Annotated in this window: 16 protein-coding genes and 1 pseudogene; 11 read left to right on the forward strand and 6 right to left on the reverse strand. The window is 55.2% G+C overall.

Annotation, left to right across the window (positions count from 1 at the left end; genetic code table 11):
* Positions 1–152: 152 nt before the first annotated feature.
* The gene (locus B0G73_RS19075; RefSeq protein WP_106282865.1) at positions 153–1,091 is read right to left on the reverse strand and encodes a dihydrodipicolinate synthase family protein; all 939 of its coding nucleotides are present in this window, start codon (positions 1,089–1,091) and stop codon (positions 153–155) included.
* Positions 1,092–1,172: 81 nt separating this feature from the next.
* Between B0G73_RS19075 and B0G73_RS19080 the strand changes: the two genes are divergently transcribed.
* Complete coding sequence (locus B0G73_RS19080; RefSeq protein WP_258193366.1) at positions 1,173–1,967, forward strand: IclR family transcriptional regulator; 795 nt, start codon at positions 1,173–1,175, stop codon at positions 1,965–1,967.
* Between the two features lie 301 nt (positions 1,968–2,268).
* Here the strand turns inward: B0G73_RS19080 and flgE are convergent, their stop codons facing one another.
* Positions 2,269–3,504, reverse strand: a complete 1,236-nt coding sequence (flgE, locus tag B0G73_RS19085) for a flagellar hook protein FlgE (RefSeq protein WP_106282867.1) — start codon at positions 3,502–3,504, stop codon at positions 2,269–2,271.
* A gap of 1,394 nt (positions 3,505–4,898) precedes the next feature.
* On the opposite strand from flgE, the gene B0G73_RS19090 reads away from it, so the two are divergent.
* The 4 genes from B0G73_RS19090 to B0G73_RS19100 all read left to right on the forward strand — a co-directional run bounded on the left by B0G73_RS19090 (position 4,899) and on the right by B0G73_RS19100 (position 8,014).
* Positions 4,899–5,423: a helix-turn-helix domain-containing protein gene (locus tag B0G73_RS19090; protein ID WP_106282868.1), complete on the forward strand. Its 525-nt coding sequence runs from the start codon at positions 4,899–4,901 to the stop codon at positions 5,421–5,423.
* 457 nt (positions 5,424–5,880) lie between these two features.
* Positions 5,881–6,282, forward strand: coding sequence for a hypothetical protein (locus tag B0G73_RS40070; RefSeq protein WP_146144202.1), 402 nt, complete (start codon positions 5,881–5,883; stop codon positions 6,280–6,282).
* Positions 6,283–6,414: 132 nt separating this feature from the next.
* Positions 6,415–6,942, forward strand: a complete 528-nt coding sequence (locus B0G73_RS19095) for a DUF3331 domain-containing protein (RefSeq protein ID WP_181196587.1) — start codon at positions 6,415–6,417, stop codon at positions 6,940–6,942.
* An 85-nt stretch (positions 6,943–7,027) separates the two neighbouring features.
* Positions 7,028–8,014 (forward strand): alpha/beta fold hydrolase, encoded by a 987-nt coding sequence (locus B0G73_RS19100; RefSeq protein ID WP_181196588.1) that lies wholly within the window; start codon positions 7,028–7,030, stop codon positions 8,012–8,014.
* Between the two features lie 131 nt (positions 8,015–8,145).
* Here the strand turns inward: B0G73_RS19100 and B0G73_RS19105 are convergent, their stop codons facing one another.
* Together B0G73_RS19105 and B0G73_RS19110 are read right to left on the reverse strand one after the other, a co-directional pair.
* A complete protein-coding gene (locus tag B0G73_RS19105) occupies positions 8,146–8,766 on the reverse strand; it encodes an isochorismatase family cysteine hydrolase (protein WP_106282870.1) in 621 nt (206 codons plus the stop codon).
* Positions 8,767–9,005: 239 nt separating this feature from the next.
* A pseudogene (locus tag B0G73_RS19110) lies at positions 9,006–9,545 on the reverse strand (c-type cytochrome); the annotation flags it as partial.
* A gap of 10 nt (positions 9,546–9,555) precedes the next feature.
* On the opposite strand from B0G73_RS19110, the gene B0G73_RS19115 reads away from it, so the two are divergent.
* Complete coding sequence (locus B0G73_RS19115) at positions 9,556–9,771, forward strand: 2Fe-2S iron-sulfur cluster-binding protein (protein WP_106282872.1); 216 nt, start codon at positions 9,556–9,558, stop codon at positions 9,769–9,771.
* Between the two features lie 93 nt (positions 9,772–9,864).
* On the opposite strand, the gene B0G73_RS19120 is transcribed toward B0G73_RS19115, so the two are convergent.
* Together B0G73_RS19120 and B0G73_RS19125 are read right to left on the reverse strand one after the other, a co-directional pair.
* Positions 9,865–10,716, reverse strand: a complete 852-nt coding sequence (locus B0G73_RS19120) for an enoyl-CoA hydratase/isomerase family protein (RefSeq protein WP_106282873.1) — start codon at positions 10,714–10,716, stop codon at positions 9,865–9,867.
* A 193-nt stretch (positions 10,717–10,909) separates the two neighbouring features.
* A complete protein-coding gene (locus B0G73_RS19125) occupies positions 10,910–11,338 on the reverse strand; it encodes an OsmC family peroxiredoxin (protein ID WP_106282874.1) in 429 nt (142 codons plus the stop codon).
* Between the two features lie 556 nt (positions 11,339–11,894).
* On the opposite strand from B0G73_RS19125, the gene B0G73_RS19130 reads away from it, so the two are divergent.
* The 5 genes from B0G73_RS19130 (at position 11,895) to B0G73_RS19150 (ending at position 17,372) form a co-directional block, all read left to right on the forward strand.
* Positions 11,895–12,998 (forward strand): alkene reductase, encoded by a 1,104-nt coding sequence (locus tag B0G73_RS19130; protein WP_106282875.1) that lies wholly within the window; start codon positions 11,895–11,897, stop codon positions 12,996–12,998.
* 81 nt (positions 12,999–13,079) lie between these two features.
* Positions 13,080–13,508, forward strand: coding sequence for an OsmC family peroxiredoxin (locus B0G73_RS19135; protein ID WP_106282876.1), 429 nt, complete (start codon positions 13,080–13,082; stop codon positions 13,506–13,508).
* Between the two features lie 313 nt (positions 13,509–13,821).
* Positions 13,822–14,655, forward strand: coding sequence for an enoyl-CoA hydratase/isomerase family protein (locus tag B0G73_RS19140; protein ID WP_106282877.1), 834 nt, complete (start codon positions 13,822–13,824; stop codon positions 14,653–14,655).
* A gap of 66 nt (positions 14,656–14,721) precedes the next feature.
* Positions 14,722–15,705 carry an NADPH:quinone oxidoreductase family protein gene (locus B0G73_RS19145; RefSeq protein ID WP_106282878.1) on the forward strand — a complete coding sequence of 328 codons (984 nt, stop codon included), beginning with the start codon at positions 14,722–14,724 and terminating at the stop codon, positions 15,703–15,705.
* Positions 15,706–15,893: 188 nt separating this feature from the next.
* On the forward strand, positions 15,894–17,372 hold the full coding sequence (locus B0G73_RS19150) for a mechanosensitive ion channel family protein (protein WP_106282879.1): 1,479 nt from the start codon (positions 15,894–15,896) through the stop codon (positions 17,370–17,372).
* Positions 17,373–17,468: the final 96 nt, after the last annotated feature.

Here is a 17,468-nt window from a genome sequence, read left to right on the forward strand (position 1 = left end):
GCTGTGGATGCGCTAGGCGGTTCACCCCCCGCGTTTGTCGGCTTGTCTCGAAAGAAAAAACGCGACATATTGCTCTCGAGCGACATTCATTTTGACCCGAGCCTGGAGCTCACGCACCTTCGCATGCCGTGTCGCAACGGATGGCCGTTTTCCTACATCAAACGGGCTTCTTCAAGTGCCGCGCGAACGTCAGCGATCTCATCCGGATTTAGCTTGACCCAAGGAAGTCGGACTTCGTCGTTTGGAAGCCGCCCTAGCATGAAGAGCGCCTCCTTCATCCTTGTATGCATGTCGAGTACAGGGGCTTTATAGAAACAGCGTGCCAGAGGATAGATTTGGTCGTTGAGGATCCGGGCTGTCTCAAGATCGTTACTTTGGACGGCTTTCCAGAGCGCGACATGCAGATCGGCAATAACGCTGCCAGACCCTGAAAGGATGCCGCTACAGCCTAATACCAAGGAGCTAAGGAGCCACGCACTGTGCGTCGTCAAGACATTCAAAGGGCGCGTGTGTCCCTGCAGTATGCGAATATTGCGCTCATGCAGAACGGGGTCGTTGCTTCGGTCCTTTATCGCTTTCACCGAAGGGACTTCGTCCGCCAGTCGCAATAGCGTATCAATAGAATGACCCTGCCCCGTGCCCATCTCGAACTGAAACACGACCAAGGGAAGATCCGTTGCATCGGCGATCGCCTTGTAGTGGTCAATCGTCATTTCCGGGCGCATCTCGGATCCGCGCGCAAACACGGCTGGGGGGAAGACCAGTAATGAGGACGCTCCGCCGGCATCGGCTTGCCTCGCGATCTGAGCAGCATCATGCGCTCCATGCGCAAAAACACCATGCATCAGCGGAATGTCATCGCCCACTTCGTCGACCATAATCTCGAGTGTGCGTTTTTGTTCCCCCAACGTCAGCGCGGTCACCTCCTGCGACACCCCGTTGACACAGATCGAGCTGATGCCATCGGTGTTCGCGATCTCGCGCATGTGGCTTCGGAGCGCTGTTTCATCGATGCTCATGTCCTGCCTGAACGGCATTAGGGCGGCTGGAATCACCCCCGCGGGTACGTGGTCCTTGAACTTACGACTCATTTCAAACTCCTCACAGTTGTTGAAAATGCTGAGTCGAGTTTAGACGCGACATACCAGAGATTCCATGATAGTGTCCATCAAATGAACACCATGTCGTCGATGCCTCGTTTAGGAAAGGGCTGGTCGCAATCGCTCCGGCGATCGGTCGCCATATTGCGTGTGCTGGCAGCGCCACGGGCGAATGGTTTTGCACTGGTCGAACTCACTCGCGCCACGGGTTTACCTCATTCGACGGTCTATCGGCTTTTGCAGCAGTTGTGCGACGAAGCACTCGTGGTTTATCAGTCCGATGCGCGTAGATATGTACTTGGCCCGCTGACCTTTGAACTCGGGCTTGCAGCTGCCGATCATTGCGACATCCGCGCAAAATGCGTCCAGTCAATGAATAGCATTCTTCAGGCAACTCAGGACACCTGCTATCTCGTCATGAGGAGTGGTGCGGATGCAGTCTGTATTGACAGGCGGGAGGGCACGTGTCCCATCCGTGTGCTGACGCTCGATATCGGCAGCCGCCGTCCTCTTGGCGTCGGTGCGGCGGGCCTCGCCATTCTCTCCGGCCTGCCGCAGGACGAAGTGATAGAAATCATCGAAAACAACGCAGAAAGGCTTCAACCATTCAACAGACTCAACACGCAGCTTGTAGCGGCTCATGTCGAAGAAACTAGAAGCCGCGGATTTGCGGTCAGTGGTAACTGGGTCACGTTGGGCGTAACAGGTATCGGAGTCCCTCTAAATGATGCTAGTGGCCGACCGTTCGGGGCGCTCAGCCTGTCCGCTGTGAATCATCGTATGCTAGAGGAACGTTGGGACGAGATCGTCGGCATCTTGCGTAGCGAGGCGAAGCGAATCCAGAATATCCTTTTGAACGGTACATAGTTGGTCGTACAAAAAATCAATCGACACTCCGATTCGGCGATGAGAGTGCAATGGCAGCGAAACAAGGGGCGCCGCGCAATCAGTTGAACAATTCTCCGCGTCATCGAAAATTGATGCCCAAACCGATGGGACTTGCTGCATGCAGCGTTCACTCGTGAATGCGGAGAATAAGCACGCTTGACCGGAGCAATGGTGGTTCTTACGGCGACATTACGTTGAAGCGCTGCGAAGTTTCGAGTACTTCGCAGCGTTATACCAATTGCGCTCGCAGCCAGCGCGCCAAGTCTGCGCCGAGCTTGTGCTACAGATTGATTAGCGTCTGATCGACGGTCTGCTGCGTTTTGATCGACTGCGAGTTAGCCTGATAATTACGCTGGGCAGTTATGAGATTGACGAGCTCTGTCGTCAAATCAACGGTCGATCCTTCAACCGCGCCGCCTTGAACGACTCCATGGTTGGTCGATCCCGGGGTGGAGACCTGTGGCGCCCCTGAGCTTGCAGACTGACTAAAAAGGTTTCCGCCCAGATCAGTGAGTCCGTCCGGGTTGGAAAAGTCCGCAAGTACTATTTGACCAATAGGTAGCGTTTCACCATTGGAGTATGTGCCGGTGATTGTTCCGTCATTGCCGACCGTATATCGCTGGAGTTGACCCGCGGACGAACCGTCAGGATTTAGCTTCGTGATGCCGTTGGCTTGTCCATACTGAGTTGTGCCCGTTAGATCAAGCGTCAAGGGTTGAGTGGTTGCTCCTCCGTCTGCACCATTGGGAATATTGAAGGCGAACTTTGCCGGGCTGGGAGCGGTTAAATTCCCGGACGTATCAAACGTTACTGTGCCGAGTTTGCCCGTCGCACTTGGCCCGACTGGCGTAGCGGGGTTTCCAGACGTACTGTAGACGTCCCACGAGCCAACCGCATTCTTCACGAAGTACAGGTTGACGTCATGCGAACCTCCAAGCGAATCATAGACCGACGCGGTCGTCGGGTAGTTATAGCTCGTCGAGTCTGATGCTGAGAAGGTGCCTGTCGTGGGGATCGGGTCCTGCGAGTTGAGGTTGAACGCTGCGGCGATGTTCTTGGTGGGTGTCGGCGCAAGGTCGGCACTCGGGATCTGTAGCGGAACGATGTTGCTCTTGTCGATGACGCCGCTTGAGTTGGCTGCGTAGCCCATAAGCGGAAGACCGTCTGCATTGACGATCGCGCCTGTTTTGTCGGGCTGAAACTGCCCATTGCGCGAATACACGGTGGCGCCGTTCTGCGACAGCGTGAAGAAGCCGTTGCCGTTGATGGCGACGTCTAGATCATTATTGGTGCTGGTTATGGTGCCTTGGGTGAAAATCTGATTGATATTGGAGACACGGGTACCGATGCCAATCTGATTGTTTACCGCGGTCGTCATTGCACTGGCGTACACGTCTGCAAACTCGGCTCGACTTTCCTTGAATCCGACCGTGTTTGCGTTGGCAATATTGTTGGAAATCACGTCGAGATCGCTGGATGCGCCAGCCAATCCGCTTAAAGCTGTTGCGTAGCTCATTCTTACCCTCTAGAAGTGTATGGGATCAGAAACTGAAAACTTCGAATTTCATCCGATCCGGATCCTCAAAAACAACGGTAAACCTCAACAAAAATGCTGCTAACTAGTGGGGGTGTCGGAACTTGAAGCGTACCGCCGCCGTTCAGTTGAAATCTGAGCTGGACGACAGTTGAAAGTGGGAGACCAAGTTCTTCAACATTGAACTCGATAGTCCTAGGCAGATGCTCACCGAAGTATCTGAAGTCCAACAGGCCAATGAATGTCAGTTCATGGTCGAACAGATAGCCTGTAGCCTGTATAGGACGTCTAGCGTGGTCCGTACTCGTCACCCCAATTTTGATTTTTTGGATGATGCTGAGGGTACTGATATGCCTCGCTCTAAAGCTTGGCCCCGGATAGTCATTGTTCCAAGCCGTCACACAGACGTTGCAGGTGGCGAACCCTTTCCACCCGTCGACGGACGGATGGCATTCGACGATCTCCGACGGCAGTGGTAACCGTTCGTTTCGCCCGTGTTCTACCGGGCGAACGCTCTGCCAGTAATCGGAAGGTGGAAAGAAGAGAGGCTTAAGGCTTTGCTCGGTGGGTTCCATAGAACTTTGAGTAGAACTAGTCGCTGTGTGGGTCATCGCATTATTGGACTAGATACTTGGAATGTTCTGTTGAACTACGAGTGAATCCACTGCTAATTCATGTTTTAGCAGTGGTGGCGCATATGATGCGAAGCTGAATTCCGTTGTCGCTTAACGGTTATCAAGAAACAGTGAGTTCCTGAAAATATCGTTTAACGGTTAGTTGGGACCTTCATTGAATCAAGGGCAAGTTTGTTCATCACATAAAAAATGATGTTCGTTATGCACATGCCTTTGAGTTGAAAATACACCGTGACAAGGCTCGGGGATTTCAGGCCGTGGCCGTCGCGCCTATTTGTTGTCGAGTGTCGAACGTTTCGTTAAGGTTAGTGTGGAATAGTGTTTACGGTTAGCAGGCGGTAGGGTGTCAACGGTCAGGGGGCGAGAAAGACGCTCACCGCGGTCCGCAAAAAACGACTGTGGGCGGCGCTTAATCAATCCTCGCGGGCATCAGTGTGTGTCGGCGCCGTCCCGAGCGAAAGCTCTTCAGCCAGATAGTCGATCGTGTGGTGAGTTTCGACGTTTGGGAGGCACAATTTGCTGTGCCAAACGTGCCGCGAAAGGTGATATCGACAGCAGAATAGTGTGGAGATTTCGATCTGGTGCGAGTAGTATTTATGAATACGTTCAAAAAATGAAGCGACGGCGTATGGCAGGTACAAGAGAACTCAGAAATTCGGCCGCGTCGTTACCAGATGCGCGTCCCAGTGGGTCAATGTCCGGGCCCAGACGCGTTCTAAAACCCGGAATGTAGGAGCAAACATGCGCTGGGATGATATTGGTTTTAGTCTGTGTCCGATTGCTCGATCGCTCGCCGTGGTGGGTGATCGTTGGACGCTTTTGATCTTGCGGGAACTGGGCATGGGCATGCACCGCTTCGAAGAGGTTCAAGCGCAGACCGGCATGTCATCACACCTACTCTCGACGCGACTAAAACGATTGAAGGCAGAAGGTGTTATCGAATGGCATCTCTACAGTGCAAAGCCGGCGCGCTATGAATATGCTGCAACGACGAAAGGGAAGGAGCTTGACGCGGTTCTTCTTGCCCTTCAGGCGTGGGGGCAGAAGTGGGGTGATTTCGATCCGCAAGCTGAGCCATCGCTCACCTGGGTGTTGAAAGAAACGGGGCAACAGATTGGCCCCTTCCTGAAGTCTCCCTCCGGCGACAAGCCGTTCACGTTTGATGATGCCACACCCGTCATAAGTGCAGCGTTCCAGGCCGAACGCGAGGCGCGTCGACTAGCGTTTCTCGCTTTCCGGCGCGATGGCAGAGGCGGACGCAAGTAAGCAGGCAAGGGGCATCCGGCCCGTGGTTCAGTTTCAATACTGAATGTCTGACAGAGTGAGATTGTTGCGTAACGCTCGGGTGCTCGACGCGTCCTGACGTATCAAGTCCGCAGAGTTAACTACCTCTCTTCCGCGAATCGACATCAGGACTCAAGCATCTTGGTGTTCGTGACTGCCCCGATCTACCTTTGGCGCAACGCATGAGGTAGCAATTAACAAATCTTAATAACACGCAACTCGTCACGTTCGCACGAAAAGCCCACCATTCACCTACTGTTGCTTGGGGGCTGTGATGGAAAGATTTGGACTGGACGAGAATGAGGGGCCCACGCGCCGGTCTCCGTGTATCGCGAGAGCATCTGATCCTCAAAAGCGTGGCACCGATACGTTAGAGGTAGCCATGGAGGACAAAAGGCTGTCGTTTGGTACACGGGTTCCCCATTCGGGGGAGTCTCGTATGGAGGTTCGCAACGCGATCCACCACCTTCCATCTGAGATGGATATCGGCTATGAGTGGCGATTGAAGAATTCTCCTCCCGAGCGCTCATTCGGGTTCTATGCAAGCCCGTCATTTCTTGGACGGTATGGTCACCCTGTCAGTCCTCAAGACCTGAAGCCGGGCCAGTTCATGTCCTATTCGGGCGCTAGTGTCACTGCAAGGATTGTTTTTCGGCACGGAGTGAACGGATACAGATCGCTGCTGGTGTCGACCTCCGATACGCAAAGCAGTTGTGCCATAGCTCTGGTAAAGGCCGCGATTCGTGGACTGGGCGTGATTTGGGTGCCGCACTGGGCTGCGGAGTCTGCGCTTTACCGATTCGAGCTAGTACAGATTATGCATGAATGGGGTCTGTCGTAGCGGCGAAGAATACTAATGCTGTGAGCCGTTGTTTCAGCCGAAATTCCCATGCGTCTATCAGGCAGTCCGCGATGGCGGTCTGCGCTGCTTATTGCGGTACCCCTTGTTCAGGGACTACAGGCCGATAGGACGATGACTCGCGCGCAGTTAGAAGATTTTGATGGAAAGAGCTTTTACTTCATTTGCCGAGGCTGGACTATGCAACGCCTTTTACACACCAGCGATCCGTGGCTTCATGCGATAAAGATGCTCCGACGGGCCGTTGCCTACGGTATCAATCAGTCCGACCAAGATTCCTTCCAACTGCCGATGCGTGTGCTTTCGCGTCAAACCACGGGTAGGCACGAAAACATCATCGTAAAAGTACTCGATAGACCGACTAGCAGCACCGCAACGGTTTCGTGGCGCGATTCGACGTCTTGTCACTATGGCGATCAGCTTTGGTCGCGGCGGATTGCTCGGTTCAACGGCGTATGCGCACTGACCGGCAAGCCGGTTCGAAAGGGCGACCTTGTCTACCAGCCACGTACATCGGGCCATCGGCCGATCAATGCCAACCGAATGATTCTATCGTCGGTAATAACACTTGCAAATTCATCGGAGATTCTACAAATGCCGGCCGCCATAGATTCGTCCGTGGCCGAATGTGCGCCGGCGTAATCAGCGTATTTTGCTTTTGTACGGCTGTCGGATTGTCCCCCAAGGGGCTCTTTGAGACAGCGGCCTAGCTAAGAAAGGAACACAAATGAAGTTGAAATCTATCATCGTTGCAATGACTATCGCGCTTTCTTCAGGCTTTGTCGTCGCCGCACCGGCCAAGACATCGGCTAAGACCTATGCCATGTCGGATAACGCGCTAGTAAAAAGCTTACCTGGCTTCAAAAACGAATACGCGGAGGTTGACGGCATCCGTCTGCACTATGTAACGGGAGGCCAAGGGAGTGCCGTACTATTGTTGCCAGGTTGGCCCGAGACATGGTGGGGATATCACAAGATCATGCCAGAGCTGGCGAAGACACACCGCGTATATGCCGTGGATATAAGAGGGATGGGTAGCTCCGACAAACCGCCCGGCGGTTATGACAAGAAGACCATGGCTAACGACCTTTCCGAGCTCATCCATCAGCTAGGCTACGAGAAAGTTGATGTGGTAGGCCACGATATTGGGGCGATGGTGGCCTTTAGTCTGGCCGCCAACCACCCCGAACAGGTGCGTAAGCTGGTGATGTTGGATGTCGCTCATCCGTCAGCGGGGTATCTGAAGCTACCTCTCTTGCCTGAAGCAGGAACGTTTGGGGACAAGATTGATGAAGATCATCCGTATCTCTGGTGGTTTGCCTTCCATCAGGTTAAGGGCCTTCCCGAAGATCTTCTCCAAGGTCGCGCCGGGCTGGAGCAAGCTTGGTTCTTCCGATACATGCTGAAGGATGAGACGGCGATAGATGCTCGAGACCGTGCTGTCTACGCTGCCGCCTACTCAAGCCGGGACGCAATCCGGGCGAGCAATGGCTGGTATCAGGCTTTCCCCCAGGATATTGCCGACAGTGGCACCTACAAGCCAATGATCATGCCGGTACTGGGTCTTGGCGGCCCCGGATATTCACGATTGAAGGCGTCGCTTGATGCAAGCGCTCCAGGATCGACTACCCTCCGGGTCGAGGGAAGTGGCCACTTTATCGCCGAAGAAAAGCCGGCTGCGCTTCTCTTCGATCTAAATGGATTCTTGAACTAGTCGAATTGCGCACCGATGCGCCGCGATGGGGCGCTTTTCAGCCCGCATGGCGGCGCGATCCAACCGCTACCAGAGCGTTGCAACACCTGTGCGATCCCGTTGTTCCGTGTCAATCATCAAAATGGCCTGCCTTACGCGGCTGGAAGTTGTTCCAGAAGCTCGGCTGTTGTATGGATCGCGTGGGCAAACATTGGGGCATTCGTTGCGGCAGCCTGCATGCCTTCCGCGCTGAACGCAGCCGTAGCATCGGTGACGAGCGTGACGTGGTAGCCAAGTTCCATACCGAAGCGTGCGGTCGACTCGATGCAACTGTTAGCGATCAATCCGACCAGAATAATTTTCTGGATGCCGTGCTGCTTGAGCTGTGCGTCGAGATCGGTGTTGGCAAAGCCGCTTTGTGCCCAATGTTCCTTGATGATCACGTCACCAGGTTGCGGGCCAAACTCAGGATTGAACTCGCCACCCCATGTTCCGACCTCAAAAGCCTTGATGGGAAGGCCTGCTTTCTGGAACATATTCATATGTTGCCAACCGTCGAAATCACCATGGTGAGAGCGATGGTGAGGTACGATGAAAACCTGTATTCCGGCGGCACGCGCAGCCGGAATAATCTTGCGGAGATTGTCATACATGCCGTTGGCCTCTGCTGTGGCCTTGATGGCGTCGAACAACTTTCCGCCTTCACTCATAAAGTCGTTGTATGGGTCGACAATGAGGAGGCCGGTCCGGTCCGCACTATAGATTGAAGTCATGAGATTGCCTTTGCGTGTTCGGTAAGAAATTGAGTCGCGAAATAGGTGCGTGCGGTTGCCGCAGCATACGAACATTGAATGGTGCAGAGGCTTGACGACCCGAACATTGCATTGCTTCACCCTCGTAACGAGATCAACGTGGAGCGGTCATCCAATGGCTTTGGGCTGCCTGCCAGACAAGCTGATGTGCAGTAAGAATAGACGCTTTAAAAATGAAAGTCACGAGTTTTTTCTTGACGCTAGTCCTGCGTGGCCTTGCGCATCTTCGCCACCTCGCTTGACTCCACTGCCGGTGCGCCATTGTTCCAGCCGGCGCGGACGAACGTCAGAACGTCGGCAATCTGCTGATCATTCAGCACCTTCGCATACGGCGGCATCAGGTAGGGAGCCGGAACGCCCTGAATCACGAGGTCGTGAGTGCCGTTAAGTGTGACGTTTATCAATGAAGATGCGTTCTTTTCCAGCACGTTCGGATTGCCCGCTAACGGTGCAAGTAAGGGCGCGAAAGCCTTGCCGTCTACAGCATGGCAATGCATGCAATATGCTGTATAGACCCTGGCACCGGCACTCGTTGCGGGATGCGCAAGTTCCGCCAGGCTCGCCTTCGGATCGTAACGATAAGGCGGTACGTTCGTGCCACCCTCCGATCGAAGCGACTTCAGATAGACAGACATCGCTGCGAGGTCGCGGTCGGTCAGTGCCTGTGTGCTGTTGTTGATCACGTCCGTCATCGAACCAAACGCTGACGCGTGCCTGTTCGCGCCAGTCTTCAGGAACGCCGTTCAGCGCATGTTCTGGGTAAAGAACGCGTTCCAGTGGGGCTTCTGCCTGTCCGGGCATATCCTCTGCCTGGTCGCGCTATTCCGGGAGAATCCCTATGCCGGACGTAAGGCGATCGAAGAAGCCCTCGCTGGTAACCTTTGCCGGTGTACTGGATATCACCAGATCATGTCCGCCGCTTTGTCGGCGGCGGAGGAAGCGAAAACAGAAGCAGAACCGTGCTAGCGAGAAAGCGCCGGTGTGATTTTGGTAACGGCGCGAGAGGTCTCGCGCTTTTTCCGCAAAACCTCTCGATAGCATCTGACCTTTAGCTCAAGACTACAAACCCGCCTTAGGGAAAATCTCCCCGATATCCCGACCAAGGTTGTACTCAAGCTCGCCGCGGGTCTGAAGACCTTGCTCAAACAACTGACTGCTAATTGACTGGAACTGTGGGCGGGCTGCCGCGCCCCAGAACGCGTCGGAGTGCAGTGGATACTCGCTGTCCGGCAGGATCGTATACTTGTTGACGAAGTGTTTGATTTCGGCAATCACGCGACGATCCCACTTCGATACTCGGGTGGCATAAGCCGTAATGAACGCCTCGAAATCAACATCGGGAACGGATCGGTTGACATACCCGTACTTCTCAGCGAGCTCTGCCGAATAATCCTCTCCGCCAAGTAGAATTTCAAAGGTTCGACCGCGACCAACCAACGCGGGCAGCCGGCCACCGGCGCCGCCACCAGGCAACGCAGTGAACCCTACCTCCATCTGACCGAGGATCGTTTTTTCACGGCTTGCAAAGCGCATGTCCGACGCTAGTACGAACTCGCTTCCGGCACCACGAGCTATGCCACGAATAGCGGAAATGGTGACCGCAGGAACGCGCGATAGCCGCACCAGCACGTCGACCCAGGCAGCGTAGCCGGTAGGGCTTGGCAATGCTTCGGCAATAGCGGGGTCGGCGGCGAGATCGTAGTGCGCCAGGAAGAAATCTGGATCAGCACTTTCGAACACGACGACGTTGACTTCCTGGTTTGTCTCAAGCTCTGTAAGTAGCTGTTTGAGCTCACCAATCATAGCCGGCCCAATGACGTTGACCGGTGGATTATTGAACGCGACGCGCCAGAACAAGGGCGATACCGCAGTTAGCTTGAACTGCGTAGGCTTGAAATCATTGATGAACATATTATCTGTCTCCGCGTTGCCTGCTTTCCTGCATCAGGGCGCTGTAGGCAACGTTAAAGAAATTGGAAGTGACAAGCCGGATGACTCGATTCCGGCGTGCTACGAAGTAATCTCAGGTGGATCTGCGCCAGCTGGGCGCTAACGATCACAACGGTCTCCACTGATCGCCCAGATCAGCGGACACGTGGTTGCATTACGGCAACAAAGTTGCCGCAATGCCAAGATTGAGCTTCAGGATCAGAGCAATTGTGCAGGTGGTCCGTGCGCGTTCTACGCAATGGTCAAACTGCGCCTGCGCAATTCCGGGGCATTTTGCCTCGGTCGTGATGAACGAACTCTTGATTGCAGGGTGCCCGTCGTCGCCATAACCAAGGTCGACAACCACGTTCGTGTTGATGCTGTCGGCTTTGAAACCGATCATGCCGAAGTTGTTTGCAAGCGCCTGGTTAAAGCAACCGGCCTGCGCAGTCGCCAGCAGTTCCTCAGGGCTGGCACCGGGAGTGCCTTCAAAGCGACTGGAGAAACTATATGGCTTGTCCTTGATGGTGTCGCTGCCGGTCGAAACGGTGCCGCTGCCTTCTTTCCATGTTCCGTGCCATGTTGAATAGCCTGTCGCTTTCATGATTCCTCTCTTAAGCAAGTGTTGGTTGGTATTTCACTTCTTTGGCTTGTAGACCCGGTGGGACGGTGACGTGGTGACACCACGAATCAACGAAACTACCCAGCGTTGGATGAAGTGTGCTCGGAACCGTCTCCGCGACAAATACTCGGAAAATCAAAACACTCTTTGTGCGCGGTGAACAATTCACGGAAGGCGTATCGGAATCCCATGGTGCGTTGCATTGAACGTGCGGTTCCCCGCTCGTTGCGCGACAGCGTCTGTGCTCTGAGCAATGCATTCTCACAAGTAGGAAGAGGCAGAGCCGTTGCGCGAAGGTGGGCGACAAGCGTTCGATGGTCCTCCGAGGCGCCTGCCGGAGAGATCGGAAGCCAATTGTTTCCACCGGCTTGGCGATGTTCTTTGACATCAGCTACTATCCGCTGTATTGTAGCTTCAAAACATGAAGCAACATGTGTGTCGGCCCTGGCTGGGCCGACGTTTTCCGGTCGCTTGAATCGAGCCTGAGGCGAGTCGGCTCGCTCCGAGCGATGGTGTCATCACCTTCATTCCGTTTTCAATGACTACACTTTTCGACCCTGTTCAGATAGGCGACATTGCTGCGGCAAACCGCGTCGTGATGGCGCCACTTACTCGCGACCGTGCCGGACCCGGTGGTGTTCCGCCAGCTATGGCGGCGACTTACTACCGTCAGCGTGCGAGCGCCGGACTCATCATTTCCGAAGGTACGCAAATTTCGCCTCTGGGGCAGGGGTATCTGGATACGCCGGGTATCCACACCGCAACTCAGCTGGCCGGTTGGCGTCACGTGACCGATGCCGTGCACGAGGCCGGTGGCAAGATTGTGGCTCAGCTATGGCATGTGGGACGCATTTCGCATACCTCACTGCTGTCAGATAAGCAGATTCCTGTTTCCAGCACGGCTCGCGTCGCGAAGGCGCAGACATTCACAGCGACGGGATTTGCGCCAGTCTCTGTGCCGCGGACGCTGGGTTCGGGGGAGGTGGCCAGCGTGATCCATGACTTCCGGGTCGGAGCTAGAAACGCCATCGCAGCAGGATTTGATGGCGTTGAAGTTCATGGAGCGCATGGATATCTGGTCGAGCAGTTTTTGCGGGACAGTATCAACGACCGCACGGATATCTATGGCGGATCGATTGAGAACCGCGTGCGTTTTGTGACCGAAGTCATGACTGCGATCGCCAATGAGATCGGGGGCGGGCGCTCGGGAATCCGATTGTCACCTGTGTCGCCGGTCAACGACGCCGCACTTGATAGCTCAACGCAGGCTACTTACAACCTGGTCGTCGAGCGTATGGCAGCGCTGAGGATTGCTTTCATTCACATCGTGGAAGGGGCCACAGGAGGAGCGCGCGACTTCGCGCATCTTGACTATGCCGATTTGCGACGCCGGTTCAAAGAAGGCAACGAAGGCGGCATATGGATCGCTAACAACGGCTACACCCGCGACATGGCGTTGGACGCCGTGAAAAACGGAGCCGCAGACGCGGTTGCTTTCGGCAAGGCGTTCATCAGTAACCCGGATCTTGTGCTCCGCCTCAAGGAAAACGCGCCACTCGCATCGCCCGACCCAAAGACCATGTATGGCGGCGACGAAAGAGGATACACGGACTATCCGCTACTCAACGGCGAGGTCACGTAGCAAGAGTTCGTTCTATCTGGGGCTTAGATTGTTGGGATATCGCGAAGCCTCTGATCCTGATCAATTTGTCTGGAGAATTTGATGAAAGCAACCGGCTTGTCGACATGGGTGGGATCGTGGAAAGGCGGGAAGGGCTCCCTGTCGACCGAAACGCAATTTTTCAAGAACGAACCCTATTCCTACGCTAGCCGATTCGAAGGGGCCGTTGGCGGCAGTCCAGAGGAGTTGCTGGCCGTCGCACATGCAGGCTGTTTCAATCAGGCACTTGCAAACAACTTCGGCAAGATCGATCTGGAGGCGGAAAGCATCGAGACCGCTGTGGCGATCGATTTCGGAACCGGTGACGATGGGTCTCCCGTCATCAAGAGTTCCCATATTACGGTGAGCGCCAAGGCGCCCGGCGCATCAGAGGAGCAGTTTCTTTACTGTGCGAATCGAGCGCGTACGAATTGCACGATTTCCAAAATCATGAAGTGCGAAATCACGATGGACGCCAAACTTCTGCCCTAAGCGGCCAACTTCAGCAGTCGTTCGGCAAAGAAGCAGTTTTAGCATTGGCAAACGTCGCTCCGCGACGGCTTTCTTCTGCATCTCTTCGAAATGCAGAAGCCCTTTTGATATGCGAATGTAGTTACGCGTACGGAACGAGGCTATTTCATTGCCCCTTAAGCCATCACCTATTTTCTCCACGCTTTCGCGCAGACAATTGTTCAAGCGAGGAGTTGCCTTAGCCGGCGTCGCTGCGCTACCGGTATCGGGCAATCTTTTAAACGCCGCGGAGGTTCGAACTGACGGCCAATCGCTGGCGCCTACGGAGCACTCCATGACATATGATTTTGCAACAATCAAGACTCGTCTTGATGCTGGCGTACTGTTTGCCGCGTTCGACAATCCGCCCATCAATCTTATCGGACCGGAGCTGGTTCGAGACCTGATCAGTCTTCTTGACGCGCTGGAGCACGACGCGGAAGTGAACGTCGTCGTGTTTGCGAGTGCGGACAAAGAATTTTTCCTGCCGCATGTGGATATTGCCCGAGTCGCGGAATATACGAAGGAGGCCGCGCGTATCCCCGGATCGGTGAGTGGCTCGCTGGGAGGACTGTTGCGGCGTATCAGCGAGATGCGCCAGGTCACGATCGCCCAGATCGAAGGAGTCGCGCGTGGCGCTGGTAGTGAATTTGCGCTTGCTTGCGACATGCGCTTCGCGTCGAAGGAACGGGCCGTTTTTGGACAGATCGAGGCCGGCATCGGCGCCGTTCCGGGTGCAGGTGCCATTCAGCATTTGACGCGACTGCTCGGACGTGGGCGTGCGATGGAAGTCGTCCTGTCTTCGAATGATTACAACGCTGAGCTGGCGGAGCGCTATGGTTGGATCAATCGCGCAATACCGCAAAGCGAACTGGAACCGTTTGTTCGCGCACTTGCCTATCGAATCGCTGAGTTTCCGGCGACGGGGTTGATTGCCAACAAGCGAAGAATCAACGACGTGTCGTTGGCGCCTTTGGCCGATGTGCGCACCGATGCGGCATTGTTTCAGCAGACTATCCGCGAACCCCGTGCGCAAGAACGCACGAAGGAGCTACTTCAGGAAGGAATGCAGACCCGAGGGCAACTGGAAACCGAATTCGGTGCGGCTCTTGGGCGACTTAAGAGCTGACGGACTTGCTACGACTACCGTTTCTCTTTAGCTCTGTATAAGTTTGATTGACTGAGGTTCCACATCATGAAGACAGTCCGCTTCCATCGCACTGGCGGTCCCGAAGTACTGATTTACGAAGAAGTTTCCGCACCGCAAGCAGGCCAGGGAGAAGTTCAGATCCGTGTCGATGCTGTCGGTGTGAACTTTGCCGATGTGCTCCGGCGCAGGGGCGACGATTACCCCGAGAAATCGCCTCTGCCGTTCACACTCGGGGGTGAAGTCGCTGGAGTCGTAAGCGCTGTGGGCGGTGGCGTCACGAATTTGAAGGAAGGCGATGCGGTTTACGCAACAACACGTGTCGGTGGTTACGCACAATACGTCGTTGCGCCGGCGGCCGCTGTGATTCCACTTCCGCACGGCATCACGGCAGCGCAAGCCACGACCCTGGTCGTTCAGGGGTTGACCGCACTTCTGGCGCTGCGGCACGCTGGACGGCTGGCTAAAGGAGAAAGCGTCCTCGTGGAAGCCGCTGCGGGCGGCGTTGGTGCATTCGCGGTGCAATTAGCGAAGCTTCTTGGCGCTGGTCAAGTGATCGCGGCGGCCAGCACTCCGGAGAAACGAAAATTTGCGGAGTCGCTCGGCGCGGACGAGTCAGTTGACTACACGCGATCCGACTGGGCGAACCAAGTCAGGGAGCTGACCGGTGGGAAGGGCGTCGATATCGTGCTGGAGATGTCCGGCGGCGAGACTGTTGGCCGAGCTCTCGACGCGCTTGCGGCATTCGGGCGGATGGTCGTCTACGGTCAGGCGAGCGGCGAGGTAGCGACTGTTGATCCGCAACGCCTGACTGTGTCAAACCAGTCAATTACCGGGTTCTACATCGGCCAATACTTCCAGCGTGGGGAGTTAATCACGCCCGCACTGCGCGAGATAGTCGACTATGTCGCGTCAGGCGAGCTCACGCTGCATGTTGGTGCTACGTTCCCTCTCTCGGCAGCTGTCGAGGCGCACAGGCTTCTCGAAGGACGTAAAACGACAGGAAAACTGGTGCTTGAACCTTGGGCATAAGGCTGCAAGATCGGGTTCGGGTACAAAGGTGGTTTGATCGGGAAGCGCTGGCGCACGAATACGCGTCCATGATTTTCCAATGGTGACTCGGAGACTCTTTTTGTCACGACGCGTTATGTCGAACAGAAGGCCGCCAACTAAGAATGGACATCGAAGTAGCTCGATCTGCATAAAGGGGAAAGCGTGCGATGTCCCATCTCTTGGGTAACGTCTCTGGCGGGTTTTCCGTCCTGCTGCTCGATTTTCTCGCATGGCGGTTGATGGGGCCGGCATTGGCCAGGCTCCGTTCATTGTTCAGGGCTATTCTATTTCTCGCCCTTACCTTTGTTCTTTTCTCATCGGGAATGAGCCCCCTTTCCCCGCCGGAGGTGACGGAGGGCAAATTGCATCATCTGTTTGCCCAGGGGCTAGAGCTTGTGTGGTGGCTTCAAGGTGCCCAGCTTGTCACTGTCCTGCTCGATTTCGCTATTTTGCCAGCGTGGTGGCGTCGAGAGCGTCTGTTTCGCGATCTTTTGCGAGCGCTTGTGTTTCTTGCCGCGGCCCTTGCGTCGATCGCTTATGTTCTGGAGTTGCCCATTCGCGGATTGCTTGCGACTTCGGGGGCTGTCGCCATCATATTGGGTCTAGCCATACAGAGCACCTTGAACGACGTTTTTTCCGGGCTGGTGCTGAATGCCACCGAGCCCTTCAAGCTAGGTGACTGGATCGCCATAGACGACGTGGAAGGTCAGGTCGCGGAGACGAACTGGCGGGCAACCAGCCTGTTGACAGGGCAAGGCAATCTGGTCGTCGTCCCAAACAGTGTTGCCGCAAAAGCGAAGATCGTGAACCACAACGAACCATCGCAGATACACGGCATCAATGTGACGTTGGAAATCTCTCCGGAGATTCGACCGGCCCGAGTACTGGAAGCGCTGGAGAGAGCTGCCTCGAGTGCTTCCGACATTCTGGCGATACCAAAACCCACGGTGAACGTTCGAAAGGCAAAAACGGATTCAATCGAATACGAGATCGTTTGTTACGTCGATGCACTTGGCAAAAAAGCCACAGCGAGAAATGCGCTTTTTGATCTGTCGCATCGGCATCTCGCTTCCGTCGGCATTGACCTTCGCCCCTTGTCGGTGCGCTATATGGGAGGCGTGATGTCAGACCATCGAGCCCGTCTTCTACGAGGTGTTGCGATGTTTCGCCAACTGGACGACGCTGAGTTTGAAGTTCTTGACCAGGCGCTGGTACGCAAGGAATTCGAGAGCGGCGACGTCATTTATGCATTGCACGAGCAAGATCAGGCATCTGCTCAGGCGCTTTACATTATCGCAAGCGGTGTAGTGCGTGTTACGTCGGTGCAGCAGAAAGCTGAGATCGAACTTCGGCGGCTGGCTCCGGGGGACGCTATCGGCCATTCGGCGATATTGTCCGGTGCCGGGTATCCCAGCGTGGCAACGGCATTGACGGCCGTGGTGGTCTATTGTCTGGACCGCAGCAATTTGACTCCGGTAATACAACGTCGCCCCGAACTGGGTAGGCAGATGTGTCGTTGGCTTGTCGACAACCACCGTACCGACGGCGCGTTTGTTGCTGTTCCGGCGAACCAGCCTTCTACGGAGGCAGGAATGTTCGGATGGTTAAAAGAGGGTATGCATCGTCTGCACGATCTGGTCGTTTGACGAATTACTTCGCTCCATCAGAGCGGCTTTGTCACTGGCTCAACGAGGTCCCCGACATTGCACTGCTGTTGTACGTTTGAGCGCGTACGATTTGCC

It is taken from the genome of Paraburkholderia sp. BL25I1N1, from assembly GCF_003002025.1.
Classification (GTDB): domain Bacteria; phylum Pseudomonadota; class Gammaproteobacteria; order Burkholderiales; family Burkholderiaceae; genus Paraburkholderia.